We start from the raw sequence: 19,916 nt of genomic DNA, 5'->3' as shown, positions 1-19,916 counted from the left end.
AGTAGTAACTTATTTATTCTAGTTATTTAGATTGGGCTGGTCAAACGCTATTTATTTAATTTTTCGTAAACATTATGTGGAATATTTTGTTCAAAGGCTTCTTGATACGTGATGACATAAGTACCCTTAGTGGTTAATTTCAAATAGTGACCTTGTTTTAATTTACCCATACCAGTGAACTTAATGGGATGTTCTTGACCCTTTTGATCATAACTAGGTAAAGTGTAATTGTAATTACCATAACCATCTTCGTCAACTGCTTTGGCATTATCGATTTTGACGTAACGTGGTTCTTCTTTAACCAAAATATTAAATTGGTTGAATGCTTGACCAGCTGCACTCGTATTATCTTTGAGACCCACACAGGCCCCTAAATATCCAATTACTAATAGAAAAATACCCAACAAAAAAACTCTTAAAAAACTTCTCATTTGAATTACCTCCTGAAAAGTATCTTAAGAGTTTTTTGTTTTTTAGGACATTTGATTCACTTACATTATTCTTACAGATCTGTAAGCTTACCACCAATCGAAGTTAAGGGTGTAGTCTACAATCTTGTTGAATAATTTGGCAATTAATTCCATCATAGTCAAACACCTCCAGTAACTATTCTTTCTACCTATATTATAGTTGCTTATGAAAGCGTTATCAATAATTATTAACCCCAGATTTCATCTTGAATTGATTTGACGAGTTTTAATTTAGCCCATTCTTGATCTTCGGTCAAAACGTTGCCTTCTTCAGTAGATGCGAAGCCACATTGAGTTGATAACCAGAGGCGGTCTAGTGGCAAATATTGACTAGCTTCTTTGATACGATCGATAATGTCTTGACGATTTTCTAGTTCACCAGATTTAGTAGTCAAAAGTCCGAGAACAACTTTCTTGTCGCCAGAAACTTTAGCTAGAGGTTCAAAGCCACCAGCACGTTTTGAGTCGTATTCGAGGAAGTAAGTGTCGACATTTTCTTTAGCAAAGAGTGTGTCAGCGACGGGACCATAACCACCGGAGAAAGCAAAATCTGAATGATAGTTACCACGACAGACGTGTGTGTTGATAGTTAAATCTTCAGGCAAGTTTTCGATAGCTTTGTTGTTAAGGTTCAACAAGATATCTTGAATACCGGAGTTAGCATAAGCTTGTCCGTCTGGAGTTGAAAGAAATTTGTCATCTAAGAACAAGCCCCATGAACAGTCGTCTAATTGGATTACTCGAGCACCTTCATCGTAAAAGGCCAAGATAGCCTCGTGATAAGCTTGTTCGATATCTGAATAAAGGTCTTCGATGTTAGGATAAAATTCTTTGATCTTATCGTCGTTAGTTCCACGAATGAGTTCGATATAAAGTTGTGATGGAGCGGGGATAGTTTGTTTAGGTTCGATATCCAAGTTGTCAGTCAATGATTTCAAATAATCGAAATGTTTGATGAATGGGTGAGTATCTTTATTAAATTTGATTTTTCCAGAAAGGATAGCTGTGTCGTCACGAGTTTCTTCATGAGCAAAATGATAACCTTCGCCGTAATGAATGTGATCGATACCTTCAAAGCCCCAGAAGAAGTCAAGATGCCAATAAGAACGGCGGAATTCACCATCAGTAGCGTAATCTAAGCCAACTTTGACTTCTTTGTCGACTAAGTCCTTTATTGCCTTATCTTCAACGGATGTAAGTTCTGCTTGAGAGATTTTTTTGTTGTTGAAATCCTTACGTGCTTGTTTTAATTCTTCCGGTCTAAGAAAACTTCCTACATGTTGGAATCCGATTTTATTTGCTGTTTTTACTGTCATATTTATTTTCCTCCTGAAATTGCTTATTTAATTTTTAGTTGGTGGTAGTGAAAAGAGTTAGGAGTTTAAAAATACAAGGAATACGGAAGCTAAGGCTTCCCCATAACTGTCTCTAAGTGGCATAGCCACAAAGAGACAGTAAAAAAAATCGCCCCTACAAAACAGACCTAAATCTGAATTGTAGGGACGATTTCCCGTGATACCACCCTAATTTATACTTTGCTTACACAAAATACCTCAACGACACTAACATGTCCGGGATGATATCGCATCCTTGCGTACCTTTGGCTTGCACCTAGGTAAGACTCCAAGCTCATCTTCAGTTAAACTTTCGTTCCGCCTTTTCACCATCTAGCGGTCACTCTTCAAACTACTCGACAACTTACTCTTCTCTTCAACGTCTAATAAAATTAAACAAGTTTTAATTAATTGATTGGTGATTAATCTACACCTTGATTTTTAGTTTGTCAAATATGTTTTAAAAAAAGCTTATCGTTATAACGATAATTTAGGAGTTCTTAACTATGTCACTGGCCGTCCAAGTCAAGGTACCAGTGTATTTTCCCATTTTAGAATTTCCACTTTGTTTTAGTAAAATTCCTGAATTGTTATTCCATTTTTGAGAAATATCATCAACTTTTATTGGATCGTGACTAGTTTGGTCATCAGTTACGAAAGTTGGAGCATCGGTTAGTGGATGAATAGAATTTTGTTGATCAATAAAAACTGGTGAACCATTAAAAAATTCTTCGCCATTTTTTAGAGGAGTGGTGGAGACACTTAAAGACCAAGGCTCACGAAAACTAGTTATTTCTAGAATAAAGTTAGTTTTACGATGCAGAATTTTATTAGTATCGAAAATATTAGTGTCGGAAAATTCAATGTTTTTTGAAGTTCTAATTTGCAAGATTTTATTTTGTAAGACATGTACGGTGAAGGTCTGCGGAGATGTGGAGATATTGTCTTTATCAGTGACAAAAACCGTAACGGGAACGTCAGTCTGACTAGGAAAGAGCGACCAGAAATCAACTTTTGAAGCATCATTATCGATTAATTCACGTAGGTCAATCGTATTTTCTGAAGTATCAGAATTAGAATTGGATGGTAACTCTTTCGTAAAAATATGACTGCCTACTTTGAATGTGTACTTGATTTTATCTGAATCATAGAAATCGTGTTTGTCGCTGTAAGTTAATTCAGGATTGATATCGAGTGTGGCATTCTCTTGTTTGAATAATAAATTTTTATCTGTCAGTGGTTTCAAAGACATCGACCAAGTAGGATTATATTTGATAATAAAACTAGGTGTTTCAGTAGAACTGATATTGGTATCACCGACGAACTTTGCTGGTTGTTTAATAATATCTAAATCTTTCCCCGTTGTATTATTAACAGTTCCATTGAGCGTGATTTTAGCAGTGCTGTCATTTGTATTGAGGGGAGAACGCAAGGTGTACGAAATATACGTTTTATCAGTTGCTAAAGAGCTTGCAGGGATGCCTTCAATCATGCCATTAGCGTAAGTGATGGTTCCAATGTTGTCTTGAGCATCGGGAGTTAGTTTGAAGTGCTCCGGTAAATTAAAATGTGCTTTGATGTTGTTCCAGTCGGCATTTCCTTTGTCATAATTCAATTGATAGTTAAGGGCTACTTTGTCACCACCTAAGACTGTTTTATCGGTCGAATCCTCAGTGATAGTTTTGTTTAGATTTTGATCAAAGATTGAACTGGTGGCGTGGGCTTCTACTAGAGATGGAATGGATTCAAAATCGACTAATTTGCTAGCTACAATTCTAGTTTCTTTTGGACTTGGTTTGTCACTATTCGCACCGGTAAAACCCCATAATACGGTATGTTGGCCACTAGCCAAGTGAAAAATATCAGTATTAACGTCTACTGAGTGTGAAATACTTTTGTTGAATTGACCACCGGTATTTACTGGATTCAACGTACCATCTTTATCTTTGTCATTAAAATAATAAGTGGCTTTACCGATTGTGCTGCCAGCTTTTGGAGGAGTCCAAGTAAAAGTCATATGATGCCAATCAACGTTTTGATTATGTGAATCAGTACCGTCAATTAAGGAAGCCGTGGTGTTTTCCGTATGAAATAATGAGTAAGTTTTTGTAAAAGGACTATAAGTATCACTATTGGATGTTCCAGTGACTAAATTTGTTAAATGATAGGAGTTGGGATTGGATGGAAAAGTAAAAGAAATGTGACCGAATTGTCCGGAATAAGCCCCTAATAAGGTGTTGTCTGGGAAATCACTCGGTGCAGCAATACTAGTATCTACGGTATCAAACGCATTTAATGAGTAATCTGCATGTTGATAGACTATGAATGGATATCTCCAAATACTACCAGTCGAATAGGTTTGAAAGGCTGTTGGAGCATCTCCTTGTGAATTAGTCACATCGTTTTTTTGCGTATCAAATTCAATCGCTAAACTATTTTGAATAGCGCTTTTAGCAATTGTAGTGGGATCGTCAAATTTTGTAGTATAGTAGTCAATTAAGCCAGAACCATTGGCTTGTGTTTTCGTAGACCGGTCGTATCCGTCAACACCTAAAGCTTGTCCTCCTGCACCTAATGCAGCTTGTTTTCGACTATCATTTTGTAAAACTAGGGCCATCCCTTGTCCGTTAAAAACATCTGATCCTTGGTCAGATCCGAAATATAACCAGGCTGAAATTGTTTGAGGATAGCGCAAATCAATATAATTTTTAATATCATCGCGCCCCCATAATGCACCATAAGTAGAATAACCATCGGCTAAATCTAGGATGTAATTATTTTTTATTGAAGCAGAATTAGTCTTGAAAGGATTATGTTCTCCATAAGGAGATGGTTGAGTAACAGGATAGAAGTATTTATCGATATCAATTCCTTCAGGTGCAGAAGCGATAGCACTGTTAGTATCCGCCGAGCTAGTAGAATAATCGTTTGAAACATAAATGAGACCTATAAGAATAGTTAAAATGAAAAATAAAACGTATTTTCTCATTACAAACAACACTTCCTTTAAAAGAATTCTCAAAAAGGCGATGTATATACGATATGAGTATAGTCCATTTGTACACATTTAAACTATTAATGAGTATTATTTATGTAATTTAAATATAAATAAAATAGTGATTAAATGTATTATTTATAGAATTAAATTTGTTGTATAAAAAAACACACCCTTTAGGATGTGCTTGCGAATCTATTTATTAGTATCAACGATGTTGTCAGGCTTCAAACCTTCAATTAATGATTTGTTAGAATCAAATGAGGTTGTGATCATATTGTGAATGGCTGTTTCTGTATAGAAGGCACTGTGTGGAGTAACGATAACATTCAAACGTTTAGCTAAATTTCTAATTTTTTCGTTAGGGATGTTGTCGATGCTAGACCATTTCTTACCAAAAACGGAATTCTCATTATCGATAACGTCTAGCCCGGCTCCGGCAACTTTACCACTGTCTAAACCTTTAATTAAGGCATCAGTATCAACCAACTCTCCACGGGCGCAGTTGATAATGTAGACACCATCTTTCATTTGTTCGATAGCCTTATCGTTGATCATATATTTGTTGCTGTCGAATAATGGTACGTGCAAAGTGATAATGTCAGCTTGCTTGTACAATTCTTCCAATGTATCAACGTATAAACCTTGTTTTTCAATTTCAGGATTGTGGTAAACATCATAAGCGACAATCTTGCAACCAAATCCCTTTAGAATTTGCATAACAACGCGACCGATGTGACCAGTACCGATGACACCAACTGTTTGTTCACGGTATTCTTTACCAATTGTAGGTGCCCAAGTAAAGTTGCCGTCTTCAATTTTTTGAGCAAATTCAGGAGTACGACGGAGCAATCTTCCCATTAATAGCACTGCGTGTTCAGCAATGGCATTAGGTGAGTAAACTGGTACGTTTGTCAAAGTAAAACCAAAATCGTTAAGATCTTGGAAATTGAAGTTATCAAATCCAACGTTACGGATAGAAATATATTTGATGCCTAAATTGTGAAGTACTTCAAGTGCCTCTCTTGTATAATCAGCGGTTTGAAGAGTAACTACACCGTCAGCACCTTCAGCCATACGAGCTGAGTCAGCAGTCAGCATGTTGTTAGTGAAGCCCACTTCGACATCTGGGTTTGCTTGTTCCCATTTTTTCAAAGATGGTTCTTCATCTTCACGAATTCCATAAGCAAATATTTTCATCAAAAAATCCTCCTTTAAGCTATACACTAATTAAAGCAGAATTTATAATTTGGTTCAAAAAATAACCAGTCAAAATGTGTTAAACACTTTGACTGGTTATTGGTATTTTTAGTCCTCTGAAATATCGACGGGGAATTTCGGAGTTTGATTATTTAGCATTTTAAGATTGTCATTCAAAGAATCAAAGACCATATTATGAACAGCTGTAGTTGTGTAGAAGGCTGTATGTGGAGTTATGATAACATTTTTGCGGTTAAGTAGAGCTTGGAATTGAGGATCTTTGACGTCTTCAATCTTGTCGAATTTCTTTTGGAAGACATCATTTTCACTTTCCAAAACATCCAAACCGGCACCGCCAACTTTGCCACTGTCTAAGGCTTCAATCAAGGCATCAGTATCAACCAAGCCGCCACGAGCAGCATTGATAAAGATAACACCATCCTTCATTTTAGCAAAAGCTGCCTTGTCGATCATGTGAACATCACGTTTTGCCAAAGGTGTATGTAGCGTTATAATGTCAGCTTTTTCCAAAACCTTATCCAAAGAATCAACGTAGATTCCTAAATTTTCTAGGTATGGATCAGGTTTAATATCATATGCAACTACTTTAGCACCGAAGGCGAGCATCAATCTGGCAACGACTGAACCGATGTGACCAGTTCCTACAATACCAACAGTTTTACCATTGATTTCCTCCCCGATTGTAGGGAACCAGCGGAAGTCAGCATTATTGAACTTCTCGTCGAATTCAGGCACACGTCTTAACAAACGTAGCATCAAACTAGTTGTGTGTTCAGCGATGGCGTTAGGTGAGTAAACGGGAACACTCGTCAATGAAAATCCGAAATCACGGAGGTCCTTGAAATCAAAGCCGTCCAAACCAACGTTACGAACTGAGATTTTACTAATGCCAAAGTCGTGTAACTTTTGCAAGGCCAAGCGAGTATAGGGTTGTGTTTGCAACATTACAACGCCGTTATAACCCTTTGCCAAATCAACTGTCTCTTCAGTAACAATTTTGTTGGTATAGTCGATTTCAACATCTGGATTAGCGTTTTCCCATTCCTTTAGGTAAACTGCCTCGTCTGGTCGAACTCCGTATAGAAAAATTTTCATAGCGATCCCTCTTTCATATAATTAGAAAATATATATTAAATTAGTAAAATTCTAATAATTTAATTGTTATTAAGTTTAACGCAAATTCTGACAAATGAAAGGGGAAATTTTAAATTATTTAGATAATTCTAGGTTTTGAACCTTCTTTTCGAGTGCTTCAACGTCAAAATCTCTTGAGAATTCGGCTAGATGAACTAAATTACGCAAGAAGTCATGAGTTTTAGCTTCGTAGTGATATTTCAAGCCTAAGTCATAAATGTAGCCGTTGATGTAGTCAACTTCAGTGTTACGACCTTTGGACATATCTTGATACATTGAAGGGTAGTGCAAAGGATTGCTGACGCTACTTACGAATTGAACGGACTCCCATTCTTCTTCGCGAGTATTGAGCAGGGTAATTCCCGCACGCTCGCAAACGTCGAAAGCTTCGTCAATCAACTGACGACTGAGCTTCTCTGCTACTGGTGATTGAATGAATTCACCCATTTGAATTTCAAACATCGTACAAAGTGTATTGACAACTGAATTGAAAATAACTTTTGCCATCAAAGTTCCCATGAAATTGGTCGTTAAGTTAGGATTAAGATTAGCTTGTGTGAACTCATCTTGAATTTTCTTAGTCATTTTGTCCGGTTTTTCGGTTTCATTTGCCATGTTCATACTACCAGCACCTTTAGCACCGATGAAATCAACATCACCAGGGCCATTCAAGACTGTACCAATCAAAGCTGTGGCACCAATGACGTTTTGTTTGTCGAAATATTGATTCAACTTGTCAATGTGTCCCATACCGTTCATTGGTGAAACCACATATTGAGATGGTTTAAAGGCATGTGCCGTTCGTTTCAAAGCATCAGCCAATTGCATTTGTTTAGTGAAAACGACCCAAACATCAGGGTCACCAGTGTATTCTTCGGGGGAGTAAATATTGACGGGCACCAAGTGCTTATTCTTGTGATCACGTGAAACGAAAACACCGTTTTGCTCACGAATCTTGTCAATTTGCGGTTGCCAAATTTCGACAAAATCGACATCGAATCCAGCTTCCTGTAGAAGAACTCCATAACGCAAACCCATAGCACCTGCACCTAATACTGCATATTTCATAAATACCGCCTCCAAAATTTTTTGTGACTGTATTATTAGACGAATATTAGAGAATGTCAAACTAAAATTAATCATTTTTAATTAATTTACGGTGCATTTTTTGAATGCATTATATAGTGTGTTTTATCAACAAAAATTATTAAAATAAAAAATATTATTTAAGCAATTGACAATTGATTGAACAAATATTATTCTAAATACAATTTAATTTTATTCTAATTTGAAAAGAGGCCTTCGCTATGTATACTATTTTGATTATTGTCGTCGTGATTATTTTGCAGATCAACTTGGGTCAAGCGTTGCCTCTGGTGAAAAACTAAGGGACACAAAAAGGGCCGCCAAGTTGATCTATTTCGACTTGGCGGCCCTTTTTTATTTAAATATTATTCTGTATCATAACGATTCAAGACGTAGATTGCTAATACAACAATAACTGCACCAATAATTTCGGGTAGGTTTACAGCATAGTGTAGGAAAATCACACTCAAAACTAGAGTTGTGAATGGTTGTACAGCATCAGTGATACTAATGATTGCGGCCGTTGTGTATTTAGTACTCAAGACCATCAACAAGAATGCGGAGACGGTTCCTAACAAGATAACTGTCCCAATTCCTAGAATACTAGCAGTACTCATCTTAGGTGGATTGACCCAGATAGGACTGAAGAAATTAGAGATAATTCCTGCAATCAACATACCCCAACCGGTAATCAGAATTCCGTGATATTTAGCGATAAGGGATTGTGGAATAACAACGTATAGAGCGGCTGTAATACCACTCCCAATTCCCCAAAGTACTGAAACCATTGGAATTGATAAGTGACCAAGATCACCACGAGTAATCATTAAGACTACACCGATCAATGCCAAAACAAAGGAGATGACATCAACACGAGAAGTCTTCTTTTTCGTGAAAAGAATCAAACCAATCATAATGAATAGTGGTGATAGATACTGCAAAATGGTTGCAGTAGAAGAATTACCGGTTTTAATGGCATGGAAGAAGGTGAACATATTAGCTAACAAACCGAAAACGGCAAATGAAACTAACGTCAAAAGATCTTTCCAATTCTTAAAAACAGCAAAGAACTCTTTGCTTGGTAAAACAATTAAGCCAACGGCTAATAAAATAATTCCGGCTACGGTAGTTCTAGTTGCGATGAACCACATAGCTGGGATGTTCAAATTCTTAGCAACGACTTGCAAGACAGTTCCGGATACACCCCAAAGAGCAGACGCACAAAATGCTAACCAAAATCCTCGGTTAAGAGTTTTCTTGGCCAGTTTTTTCCCTTCGTCCATGAAAAAATTCCTCCTAAAAAAAGCTAATAGCAATATTATACCTGTGAATAAACGATTTTGACTATTGTTTTTTTTATATCATGACGTTTGGCACGTAAAGGTATGGAGAAATTTGTTGCTATTAGGGAATTCATTCAAAATGGTATATACCTTATTTATTTTATAGTGATAGCGTTGACTTAATTATTCCAATGAAATTTTGATGATTTTTACATCATATGATCCTTCAGGGGCACTGACTGAAACTGTGTCGCCGACCTGATGATTTTCCAAAGCTTTCCCAATTGGTGAGGCAAAGGAGATTTTGTTTTGGGTTAAATTAGCTTCTTGTTTTCCTACCAATTGATAAGTAACTTGGTCGTGATCATCCAAAAATTCAATCGTCACGAATTTACCGATATCTAAGAGGTCGTTGTCAGCAGGCAAAACTACATCAGCGTATTGTAACTGTTTGTGTAAATAACGTAGACGGCTCTCAAGGTGTCCTAAATCACGTTTGGCACTAGAGTATTCGGTGTTTTCAGAACGGTCGCCTAAGGCAGCAGCGGCAGCGAGAATTTTGATTTTTTCGGGTCGGCTGGCTTTTAAATCTTTTATTTCTTGTTCGATAGCTTTGTAGCCAGCAGGTGTCATTTTATTAAAAGTTGGTTCCATTTTTAAAACCTCGATTTAGTTGTTTTAAATCCAATGTAACACAAAAAAGGCACCTTCCAAAGAAGATACCTTTTAGTAATTGATTATAGATTTGCATCCATATTAAATGTAAGTTTTGAAAGATTGATTCCCTTAGTATAAAGTTCACCAAAGAATTTGTGAGTCTTTTCTTGCATTTGTTTAACAACTTTTTGGTTACGGTCAGTTAAGAATTCAACTAATTCGTCGCCAGAGTAGTTAGCAGCCAATTTATCAGTTTCAGCTACAGCTTCACGTAGTTCTTGACGAATTTCTGTTAGGTAGTCGATATCGTCTTGAATGAATTCTGTGTAGTTTGATTCAACTAGAACTGACAAAGCTTTATACATCCAATATGCATCCTTGAAGTTGAATTCAAGTGAAGCATCATTATATGAAGGATCTGTTTCGTTCATATTAGTATAGAAAGGAATGTATGGTGTAAATGTTGGGTAACCGATACATAGCCACATGATAGCAGCGTATTCTTCAGGAACGTCATTTCTGATTTGAAGAACGTGTGAGTTTTGAGTTCTGTTCAAACCGATTGGACGGTAACGGTGTTTGTCATCTTCACTAGCATATGGGCTGAATGGATCAAATGGTGTTTCGTTATAGTGTGAACCTAAAACGTATTCGATATCATCAACGGAAATCTTGTGATCTGTCTTCATGATGAAAGGTAATTCACCATCTTCTGGATCTTGTTGGATTTCTGGGTTGAAGTACTTTTGACCAAACCAAACACGTGGTGTGTTGTAGTGGCGGTCTTTAAGGTTGTCTGTACCGAAGATGTGTCTGAAGTTCCAGCCAGTTTTGTCAGTGTTCAAGTGGTTCTTTTCAACAAATTCTTGAATTCCTTCTGACCACATGAATTCGTCAGAGTTATTGAAATCTACTTGTTGAATTGAAACACGGTTAGCACAAACAGCATAACTGTCATCAGGAATTCTTTGGGCTACCCAGTGGTGACCAGTAACGATTTCCATGTACCAAACGTCATCTTTATCACTGAATAGAACAGAGTTACCAGCAGGTGAACCGAATTTCTTGATCAATTCACCAGTACGTTGTACAGCACCCTTGGCTGAGTCAACATAAGGTAGGACCATACGAACGATAACATCTTCGTCCATACCATCTTTAACTAATGGGTCAAAAGCTAAGGCACGTTCGTTACCATAAGTACTTTCTGTGGCAGACATAGCAACGTTCTTACCATTAATACCACTTTCGTCGTAGTAACCAAACTTCTTGTAGTCAACGTTTGGAACGGCAGGCCATTTGTAGCCATTTTCAGGAACTTCTGATTCAAAGCCATTTAACCATGACTTAACCTTGCGTCCTTTTTTGCCGTTTACGGCAGGGTTCAATACGAAGCTATGTGGAGCTACCGCAAAGAAAGTGTCGTCGTTTCTAGCAATCATTGTTGATCCATCTAAACTGGCGTTTTTACCAACTAAAATAGTGGTACAAGCGTCATCCAAATGATTTTTCTTCATCTTTTCGAATTCCTCCTATTTGTACTGGTTACATTCTATCATATAAATGTAAGCAGTATCTTCAAACTTATTCATATTGTAATCACGAATATATGGTATAATTTTGATAAATTAGGAGGGTGTAATGGATATAAACACGAACGATAAGGAAGAATCATTCCTTAAAAATCTGTTATTAGGCTTTCAACATTTGTTAGCAATGTATTCTGGAGATATTTTGATTCCAATTTTAATTGGTGCTTCACTAGGATTCAGTGCTAAAGAAATGACTTATCTAATTTCAGTTGATATTTTTATGTGTGGGGTTGCTACACTCTTACAGATTAAACGAACACCATTGACGGGTATTGGTTTGCCAGTTGTTTTGGGTTCAGCTGTCGAATATGTAACGCCGTTACAAAACATTGGGCATCACTTTGGAATTGCCTATATGTATGGTGCCATCATCGCTGCTGGGGTTTTCATCATGTTGATTTCCAAGTTATTCGCTAACTTGAAAGACTTCTTCCCAACAGTAGTTACTGGTTCTTTGATTACTTTGATTGGATTTACTTTGATTCCCGTAGCTTTCCAAAATATTGGTGGCGGAAACGTCGATGCCAAAGATTTTGGTAGCTCGACGAATTTGATTCTAGGATTTGCAACAGCCTTGATTATTGTGATCGTAAGTATTTGGGGTCGCGGTTTTATCAAGCAAATCGCTGTTTTGATTGGTATCGTTGCAGGTTACTTACTTGGAATTGGAATGGGAGAAATTGGTTTTAAGACTGTGGGTACTGCTCATTGGTTCCAAATCCCTCAACCATTTTACTTTGCAACACCTAAGTTTGAATGGTCATCAATCGTAGTTATGCTTTTAGCTGCTTTGACTTGTATGATTGAATCAACTGGTGTTTACTACGCATTGGCAGAATTGACTGGTGATGATTTGGACAAGAATGACTTGCAAAGAGGTTACGCCTCAGAAGGTTTAGCTGCTATCTTGGGTGGTATTTTTAATACGTTCCCATACTCGACCTTCTCACAAAATGTGGCGGTCGTTCAATTATCAGGAATTAAGAAGAATAAACCAGTTTATTTCTCAGCCTTCCTATTAATTATTTTAGGTTTGATCCCTAAGGTTGGTGCGGTAGCTGAATTGATTCCTAATGCCGTCTTGGGTGGTGCCATGTTGATTATGTTTGGTACCGTAGGTATTGAAGGAATTAAGATGCTATCACGTGTTGAAATGAACAACAATAATATCATGATTATGGCAGTTTCAATCAGTTTAGGCTTAGGTGTAACAGTTCAACCAACGTTATTGCACTTCTTGCCATCAACTGTTCAAACTATTTTGAATAATGGTTTAGTAGTCGGAAGTTTTTCAGCAATTATTTTGAATTTATTGCTAAATCCGAACAAAAAGACGAATTAGCAAGTTTTGAAACTTTCAAAGCATAAGCAAAGTTTAGTCATATTTTCATCACATTTGGTACGTATACTTGTCGATAAATAAGATAAGTATACGTATTTTTTTTAGGATTCTTTCTGAATTAGTTAATGTAGGATTCCGTCCTCCATAGCAAAGAAAATTTGGCGAAAACGTTGTGGGCACGATTTTGAGCTTTTGCATAAACCAAGTGCGCAAAATCTCAAAACTCGACCTTATTCTAAGCAACAAGTTGCTAAGAATAATTTCACTACTGAGCCAATTTTCTTTGCTATTCCGGACTAGATAGTAGTTCTATTTTTAGTTTTTCAATCACTTACAAGAAATGATAAATAACATTATCTAGTTAATTTAAGAAAGAACCTTTTTTAGCCAAAGGAGTGAAAAATATGAATGAATATAAATATATAAGCATTGTTATTAATAAGTTTGATCTGCCATTTGAAGTAAAATTAGCCACTTTGGATGAAGGAGCGATTAATAAAGAATTAGTTGATGAGACTATTGATAAAATTTCTGAAAATGTCCAACAATATGATAGCCTGTTTTCATTAGAGAACCATGATTCGTTATTGTCACGTTTCCAAGATGGAGAAGAGACAGCTTTGATGACTTCAAAGACTTTTCGTGAAGTTTATGAACAGACGATTACCGCTGAACAAATGACCCATCATTACTTTAGTTCTTACTTTAATGGAAAGTATGATCCAATCGGTTTGTTGAATGGTTGGATGATTGATCAAATTTTTAACCGGTATCTACTATCGCTATTGAGTGACGAAGGTATCGATGGTGTATCACTACGTTGTGGTGAGGATGTCCGGTTAGCCAGTCGTCCTAATATTGATTTTAGATGGCGTATCGCAATCAAAGACCCTAAGAACCTCAACATCTTGTTAGCAACGTATTTTTTGAAGAATGGAGCTGTTTCAACTGCTAATGAATTGCATAGTTTACGGAATGAAAAGAGCAACGTTGAACAGGTAACTATTGTTGGCAATAGTGCTGTGGATGCTAATATTTGGTCATCAGCTGGATTGTCGGCCGGGATAAAGTTCTCTGAGTTCATCACTAAGTACCATTTGACAGGGATGATAGTTGATAAGTATGCGGGCTTAGAAAACTTCCGCGATGGCTTTTCTGATAAGATTCCTTTACGGAAATGAACTGTATAACGTCGTTATATGGTTCTTTTTTTATTTAAAAATTCTATCTTTGGTCATAAATAATTCATATCTCATTTTTATAATTTTATATATAGTCAAAGAAGATTTGACGCTTGATATAAATGAGGTACGTTATGAAAATCAAAAAATACTTTTTCCCTAATATGATAATTAATCAAATGAATGAACAATTTAAACTTGAAATAGCAACAACTAAAAATAATCAGATCCTAATGGAACAAATGAAAGCAGCTCGTCAAAATGTTGAGCAATTTTTAATTGAGATTAATCAACGATTTTCTCCGTTTGCTTATGATTCCTTAGTTTCGAGATTTCAACGAGGAGATAAGACACCGTTACAAGAGTCAAGTGACTTTGCGATGATTTATAATTCAACGGTTTTAGCAGAGCAAATGACAGAAGGAATTTATACGCCATACTTTGCTGGTAAATATGATCCTAATACTTTGGTGCAGGCATGGGCGCTAGAACAAGCCTTCAATAAATATGTAACGCCGTTATTAGAAAATTCTGATATCGAAGGAATTTGGTTGAGTAATGATAAACAAATTAAAGTTGCCACTAAGCCAGAATCTGATTTTAAATGGGCAATTGATATCAATGACTCTACCAAAGAAGAGCCGCTGACAACTTATTACTTGCAAAATGGTGTTATTGCGATGTCTGAGAACGATTTTGAGTCAGTCCACATGAATCTTAGTGATATCAAACAAACGATTGTCATCGGTCAAAATATTGTTGAAGCAAGCGTTTGGGCAGAAGTTGGTCTTTTAACAACTATTTCCAAGTTTGTAGGTTTCGTAGAAGCTTATGATCTATCTGGTTTAGTAATAGACAAAGAAGAGATGCCATTAACCTTTAGCAATGGAGCAATAGAAACTAATGAAAAGAAAATATCTTAATATCAAAAAAGGAACCTCACAATGTAGATTTTCTACATTGTGAGGTTCCTTATTTTTGTCTTATTAAAATGAGATTACTTTAGTCGTCCCATTGTTCAACTTCATCTTTGTAACCATCAGGGTTGCCACTCCAGAAGAAGCCACCATACCAGAGACTTCTCTTGTCTGTGTCAAAACCGTTGATTTCTTTCATGTCGGCATCACTTAGTTCAAAGTCGTAAACATCGGAGTTTTGAACGATTCTTTCCTCGTGAACTGACTTAGGAATAGTAATAATGCCATTTTGTAAGTCCCAACGTAAAATAACTTGAGCGACTGACTTGTTATATTTGTCAGCAATCTTCTTAAGTCTAGGATCACCTAGAACTGAACCACCGCCAAGTGGAGACCATGCTTCAAGATGAATGTTATTTTCATCACAGAAATTCTTGATATCAACTTCTTGGCAAAGTGGGTGATATTCCATTTGGTTAACTGCTGGTTTGATTGAGCAGTGTTGAAGAATATCCTTTAATCTTTCAATATTGAAGTTAGAAACACCAATAGCACGGGCTTTGCCTTCTTTATAAATGGTTTCCAAAGCACGCCATGTTTCTAGGTAAGTTCCATCAACTGGCCAGTGAATCAAGAGTAGATCTACATAATCAGTTTGTAGTCTCTTTAATTGACCTTCGAAGTTGTCGAGTGTTGATTGATAACCTTGGTCACCGTTGAAGATCTTAGTTGTTAAGAAAATATCTTCACGCTTGAGACCGTTGTCTGCAAAACCTTTTTGTAATCCTTCGCCCACACCAGCTTCATTACCATATTGTTTAGCAGTATCAATTGCTTTATAGCCGTGTTTTAATGCCCATTGGACAGCTTGGGAAGCACCAGAATTGTTGACTTTCCAAACACCCATACCTAATTGGGGCATTTTAACACCATTATTCAAAGTTACAGTAGAATCTAATTTTAAATTCATGTCTAACTAACCTCCTATAACTATAATTTTAACTCAAATATTAGTTTGATACTTGGAAATAAACTGTGCATTTGGTATAGTTCAATTGTATACGCTATCATAAACATGATTGATATATTGCGGGAGAAGGTTTTTTCTAAATGGAAGAAAAATTCACGGATATTAATGAAGTAAAGACGAAAATCATCAATTTAGCAGCGACTCTGAATTTACCTAAGGGGACAGAAGCGTTTATTAGTGATGTTCATGGCAACTACGATAAATATTTGAATATCATTCGTAGTGGTGCCGGCAACATTAGTCGTAAGGTTGGAGAATTGTTTAACGGTCGTTTGACAGTTCCTAATCAACAGAAATTGGTCTGCTTAATTTATTATCCTGAAGATATTTTGAAAAAAATCACCCCCGATTTGAAAGGCAATGATTTAGAGCAATGGTATATGGATACGACAAATCAGATGATTGAAGTTTTACGTTACGTTGCTGAAAAGTATCCCCAAAATATAATCGATCAATCGCTTGATACGAAATTTTTGGATATTTCTGAAGAGTTAGTTTTTGGCGATTTAAGAGCTGAAGACAAGCGTCAGTACTATCGTGAGATGGTTAAGCAGTTAGTTAAATTAGGTTTAGCGGATGAATTTATAATTTCTCTTTGTCATGCTATTCAGAAACTGGCAATTGAACGGATTCATATTGTTGGTGATTTGTATGATCGTGGTCCTCATCCTGATAAAGTTATTGATCATTTGACTGAAACGTGGCAAAATTTTGACTTCGAATGGGGCAACCATGATGTTTTGTGGCTAGGAAGTATGGCTGGTTCGAAGCTGTGCATGATGAATTTAATTAGGATCAGTGCCCGTTATCACAATTTGAAATTGTTGGAAGATGTCTATGGAATTGATCTGACTTCGATGGTTAAATTTGCGACAAATCGTTACATGCCTTTGCCAAATTTTGAACCAAAAGTAGCTTGGGCAGGAATGACTGATGAGGAGAAGAATGTCGATAATTGTATTCAACAAGCTGCGGCTATAATTCAATTTAAGCTTGAGGGACAAGCAATCAAACGCCGTCCAGAATTTGAAATGGATGACCGCTTATTATTAGATAAATTGAGTTTAGATAAACGAACTATAACGATTGATGGCAAAGACTATCCAATTGAGAACGGCTGTTTCCAAACGGTTAATCCGGCTTCTCCATATCAAATTACTAATAGTGAACGTGTAGTTTTGATAGATTTAATAAATCAATTCATTCAATCAAATAAATTAAATGAAGATATGTGGTTCTTAGCCGATAATGGTGGAATGTATCTTGAACATAATGATAATTTGCTGTTTCATGGGTGTATTCCAGTAGACCAAAAAGGTAATTTATCTTCTATTGCCATCGATGGAAAAGCTTATGCAGGAAAAGAACTTTTAGATTATAGCGAGTATATTGTCAAAGATGCTATGAGACATCCGACAACGGCTGACTGTTTTAATTCAGATTTTATTTGGTACCTCTGGGAAGGGAAAAAGTCGCCATTATTTGGTAAAGATAAAATGACGACTTTTGAACATTATTTTATTAATGACAAAGAGGCTCAAAGAGAAACACCTAATCCATTCTTTGATTTATGTGATGAAGAATGGTTTGCTAACAGGATTTTGAGGGAATTTGAACTAAGTACTCGCGGTCATATCGTCAATGGTCACACGCCGGCTGACGAAAATGCTAATCCTGTAATGGCTGATAAAAAGGTCATTGTAGTCAATGGGATGTTCGATGCTAAACGAAGCTCAAAGATTGGTGGTCATACCTTGTTATACGATTCCTATGGGATGCGTTTGGAAACTTTGAAACCTTTCGCTAACAAAAATAAATCGATTGCTGAAATGTCAGACGTCGTGATGGATAAAGAAATTGTTGAACACTCTTCGGAACGTCGAACAATAAAAGATACTGATTATGGGAAGAGTATCCAAAAGCAAATAAAGTATTTACGTAAATTTATTAAGTGAACTACATCGGCACTAAAGTACCGAGCTTCTAGGAACATTCCATACTTGCCAACTAGTATCTCAACCAGTCGGTAGAGGCTAGAACTATTTTACTAAGGCTTGTTCCAAGCCATTGTTCAATATATTTTTACTTGCATTGATATCACGATCATGATGAATACCACAACTAGGACAATCCCATTCTCTAATACTTAACTTGTGTTTACCATCATCGTACCCACAGTTAGAACAGATTTGACTAGTCTTGAATGGATTAACAACCAGAAGTTTCTTACCGTACCATTCACATTTGTATTCAAGCATCAATCTTAATGCTCTCCATGATTGATTAGCGATGGCACGTGATAGTTTATGATTACCAAGAAGATTTTTGGTTTTCAAATCTTCAATAACAATCAAATCATTATTCTCAACTAATTCACGAGTTATCTTATGGAGATAGTCTTTTCTTTGATTAGCTATCTTCTCACTATATTTAGCTACCATAAGTTTAGCTTTCATATAGTTTGAGTATTGTTCTAAAGGTTTTGGATCAATCAATCCAAATTTCTTTTTATACTGGATATCTTTTAGAGCTTGCGTACGTCGTCTGGCTAATCGTTTTTCCCAATAGTGTTTCTTTTTAGCAAGTTTCTTATCAAATCGGATTGTCTTATATTTACTTCCGTCTGAACAGATTACTAGGTCACAAACGCCCATATCAAGGCCGACAGACTTGTTTGTCTTTGGTAATTGAGTAATATCTTCATCAACCGTAAGAATGGCGTAATATTTGTTAGTTGATGATTTACGAATAGTTACGTACTTGATTACACTAGGGATAGCTTTTTTGTTCTTATACTTCATTACTCCAAGTTTAGGTAATTTAACGTAAGAATCATCGATAATTTCTATGTTTCTATTAACAAATTTAGATTGATAGCTTTGTTTTGGGAACTTCTTACTTTTGAATCGTGGGAATTTACGTTTTTTACTAAAGAATCCCTTGTACGCTTCAAATAAGTCTTTATTAGAAACTTGTAAACTAGTACTTTCAGCTTTCTTTAGCCAAGAGTGTTCTTTTTTGAAAGTTGTTAAAATATAGTTCAAATCAAATGCTTTCAAAGATTTTAAATCTGGATTATTTTCATGGCGTTTGATCATCATATCTAACATATTATTCCAAACAAAACGATTAGCGCCAAAGTTGTATTCAATAAGTTCCTTTTGGTAATCATCTGGATAGATATGTAATTTAATACCCTTTAAGACCATATGAACCCCCTCCTATGATTTTGTATTGTAATTATATCACGTTAGGGGAACATATGTTTGCTGAAACACCTAAAATTGCATAATTCATTGATTCATCACGGCAATAAATTACCGTGTTTTCTCAATTGGCGATTTTTATAAAAAAGCGACTTATATCTTAAAAATAGATTTTTCTTAAGTTAGGTTGGTGATATGATTCCGTCCTCCATAACAAAGCAAATTTGGCTGGAACGATGTGGACACGACTTGGAGCCTTTGCTAAGCCCAAACCCGGGCAAAGTCTTCAAGCTCGGTCTTATTCTAAGCAACAAGTTGCTAAGAATAATTTCACATCTGAGCCAATTTGCTTTGTTATTCCGGACTAGATAGTGTTTTTATTTCTTATATCAATAAATTAAAAGCATCTACTTAGATAAAGTGTGCAGCATGTGATACGCACTTTATCTAAAGTAGATGCTTTTTAGT

General features: G+C 36.2%; 16 protein-coding genes. 5 read left to right on the top strand and 11 right to left on the bottom strand.

The genetic code is table 11. From position 1 onward, the window contains the following. Window positions 1-47: 47 nt before the first annotated feature. The 9 genes from G6534_RS09725 to G6534_RS09685 form a co-directional block, all read right to left on the bottom strand. Entirely contained in the window at window positions 48-431 is a 384-nt protein-coding gene (locus G6534_RS09725) for a YxeA family protein (protein ID WP_182082683.1), read from the bottom strand. A gap of 227 nt (window positions 432-658) precedes the next feature. Further along, window positions 659-1,786 (bottom strand): 5-methyltetrahydropteroyltriglutamate--homocysteine S-methyltransferase, encoded by a 1,128-nt coding sequence (locus tag G6534_RS09720; protein WP_182082682.1) that lies wholly within the window; start codon window positions 1,784-1,786, stop codon window positions 659-661. 508 nt (window positions 1,787-2,294) lie between these two features. Further along, entirely contained in the window at window positions 2,295-4,793 is a 2,499-nt protein-coding gene (locus G6534_RS09715; RefSeq protein WP_182082681.1) for a hypothetical protein, read from the bottom strand. 201 nt (window positions 4,794-4,994) lie between these two features. Further along, complete coding sequence (locus tag G6534_RS09710; RefSeq protein WP_182082680.1) at window positions 4,995-6,002, bottom strand: D-2-hydroxyacid dehydrogenase; 1,008 nt, start codon at window positions 6,000-6,002, stop codon at window positions 4,995-4,997. A gap of 105 nt (window positions 6,003-6,107) precedes the next feature. Then, the gene (locus G6534_RS09705) at window positions 6,108-7,115 is read right to left on the bottom strand and encodes a D-2-hydroxyacid dehydrogenase (protein WP_182082679.1); all 1,008 of its coding nucleotides are present in this window, start codon (window positions 7,113-7,115) and stop codon (window positions 6,108-6,110) included. 114 nt (window positions 7,116-7,229) lie between these two features. Continuing rightward, the gene (locus tag G6534_RS09700; RefSeq protein ID WP_182082678.1) at window positions 7,230-8,222 is read right to left on the bottom strand and encodes a ketopantoate reductase family protein; all 993 of its coding nucleotides are present in this window, start codon (window positions 8,220-8,222) and stop codon (window positions 7,230-7,232) included. A 383-nt stretch (window positions 8,223-8,605) separates the two neighbouring features. Continuing rightward, window positions 8,606-9,523: a DMT family transporter gene (locus G6534_RS09695; protein ID WP_182082677.1), complete on the bottom strand. Its 918-nt coding sequence runs from the start codon at window positions 9,521-9,523 to the stop codon at window positions 8,606-8,608. 183 nt (window positions 9,524-9,706) lie between these two features. Further along, window positions 9,707-10,177, bottom strand: a complete 471-nt coding sequence (gene greA / locus G6534_RS09690; protein WP_182082676.1) for a transcription elongation factor GreA — start codon at window positions 10,175-10,177, stop codon at window positions 9,707-9,709. An 83-nt stretch (window positions 10,178-10,260) separates the two neighbouring features. After that, complete coding sequence (locus G6534_RS09685) at window positions 10,261-11,697, bottom strand: C69 family dipeptidase (RefSeq protein WP_182082675.1); 1,437 nt, start codon at window positions 11,695-11,697, stop codon at window positions 10,261-10,263. Window positions 11,698-11,821: 124 nt separating this feature from the next. Between G6534_RS09685 and G6534_RS09680 the strand changes: the two genes are divergently transcribed. The 3 genes from G6534_RS09680 to G6534_RS09670 all read left to right on the top strand — a co-directional run bounded on the left by G6534_RS09680 (window position 11,822) and on the right by G6534_RS09670 (window position 15,218). Further along, window positions 11,822-13,114, top strand: a complete 1,293-nt coding sequence (locus tag G6534_RS09680; RefSeq protein WP_182082674.1) for a nucleobase:cation symporter-2 family protein — start codon at window positions 11,822-11,824, stop codon at window positions 13,112-13,114. Between the two features lie 404 nt (window positions 13,115-13,518). Beyond that, on the top strand, window positions 13,519-14,295 hold the full coding sequence (locus G6534_RS09675) for a hypothetical protein (RefSeq protein ID WP_059074432.1): 777 nt from the start codon (window positions 13,519-13,521) through the stop codon (window positions 14,293-14,295). 134 nt (window positions 14,296-14,429) lie between these two features. After that, entirely contained in the window at window positions 14,430-15,218 is a 789-nt protein-coding gene (locus G6534_RS09670; RefSeq protein WP_182082673.1) for a hypothetical protein, read from the top strand. A 79-nt stretch (window positions 15,219-15,297) separates the two neighbouring features. Here the strand turns inward: G6534_RS09670 and G6534_RS09665 are convergent, their stop codons facing one another. Next, on the bottom strand, window positions 15,298-16,182 hold the full coding sequence (locus G6534_RS09665; protein ID WP_059074430.1) for an aldo/keto reductase: 885 nt from the start codon (window positions 16,180-16,182) through the stop codon (window positions 15,298-15,300). Between the two features lie 140 nt (window positions 16,183-16,322). Here G6534_RS09665 and G6534_RS09660 point away from each other — a divergent pair, with 140 nt between their 5' ends. Beyond that, window positions 16,323-18,197 (top strand): fructose-bisphosphatase class III, encoded by a 1,875-nt coding sequence (locus tag G6534_RS09660; protein WP_182082672.1) that lies wholly within the window; start codon window positions 16,323-16,325, stop codon window positions 18,195-18,197. An 84-nt stretch (window positions 18,198-18,281) separates the two neighbouring features. Here the strand turns inward: G6534_RS09660 and G6534_RS09655 are convergent, their stop codons facing one another. Then, window positions 18,282-19,451, bottom strand: coding sequence for an RNA-guided endonuclease TnpB family protein (locus G6534_RS09655; RefSeq protein WP_182082671.1), 1,170 nt, complete (start codon window positions 19,449-19,451; stop codon window positions 18,282-18,284). A gap of 233 nt (window positions 19,452-19,684) precedes the next feature. Here G6534_RS09655 and G6534_RS12310 point away from each other — a divergent pair, with 233 nt between their 5' ends. Then, on the top strand, window positions 19,685-19,816 hold the full coding sequence (locus tag G6534_RS12310) for a hypothetical protein (protein WP_275266778.1): 132 nt from the start codon (window positions 19,685-19,687) through the stop codon (window positions 19,814-19,816). Window positions 19,817-19,916 lie beyond the last annotated feature (100 nt).

Origin of the sequence: Companilactobacillus pabuli (assembly GCF_014058425.1) — a bacterium.
Classification (GTDB): Bacteria; Bacillota; Bacilli; order Lactobacillales; family Lactobacillaceae; genus Companilactobacillus; species Companilactobacillus pabuli.
Note: the sequence above shows the minus strand (reverse complement) of the source record. Positions and strands in the feature narration are given on the sequence as shown.

Coding starts and splice junctions, on each gene's coding strand:
- G6534_RS09685 (WP_182082675.1), bottom strand. CDS start 11,697: ATGAAGAAAAATCATTTGGATGACGCTTGTACCACTATTTTAGTTGGT.
- G6534_RS09720 (WP_182082682.1), bottom strand. CDS start 1,786: ATGACAGTAAAAACAGCAAATAAAATCGGATTCCAACATGTAGGAAGT.
- G6534_RS09655 (WP_182082671.1), bottom strand. CDS start 19,451: ATGGTCTTAAAGGGTATTAAATTACATATCTATCCAGATGATTACCAA.
- G6534_RS09695 (WP_182082677.1), bottom strand. CDS start 9,523: ATGGACGAAGGGAAAAAACTGGCCAAGAAAACTCTTAACCGAGGATTT.
- G6534_RS09675 (WP_059074432.1), top strand. CDS start 13,519: ATGAATGAATATAAATATATAAGCATTGTTATTAATAAGTTTGATCTG.
- G6534_RS09705 (WP_182082679.1), bottom strand. CDS start 7,115: ATGAAAATTTTTCTATACGGAGTTCGACCAGACGAGGCAGTTTACCTA.
- G6534_RS09660 (WP_182082672.1), top strand. CDS start 16,323: ATGGAAGAAAAATTCACGGATATTAATGAAGTAAAGACGAAAATCATC.
- G6534_RS09680 (WP_182082674.1), top strand. CDS start 11,822: ATGGATATAAACACGAACGATAAGGAAGAATCATTCCTTAAAAATCTG.
- greA (WP_182082676.1), bottom strand. CDS start 10,177: ATGGAACCAACTTTTAATAAAATGACACCTGCTGGCTACAAAGCTATC.
- G6534_RS09715 (WP_182082681.1), bottom strand. CDS start 4,793: ATGAGAAAATACGTTTTATTTTTCATTTTAACTATTCTTATAGGTCTC.
- G6534_RS09700 (WP_182082678.1), bottom strand. CDS start 8,222: ATGAAATATGCAGTATTAGGTGCAGGTGCTATGGGTTTGCGTTATGGA.
- G6534_RS12310 (WP_275266778.1), top strand. CDS start 19,685: ATGTGGACACGACTTGGAGCCTTTGCTAAGCCCAAACCCGGGCAAAGT.
- G6534_RS09670 (WP_182082673.1), top strand. CDS start 14,430: ATGAAAATCAAAAAATACTTTTTCCCTAATATGATAATTAATCAAATG.
- G6534_RS09725 (WP_182082683.1), bottom strand. CDS start 431: ATGAGAAGTTTTTTAAGAGTTTTTTTGTTGGGTATTTTTCTATTAGTA.
- G6534_RS09665 (WP_059074430.1), bottom strand. CDS start 16,182: ATGAATTTAAAATTAGATTCTACTGTAACTTTGAATAATGGTGTTAAA.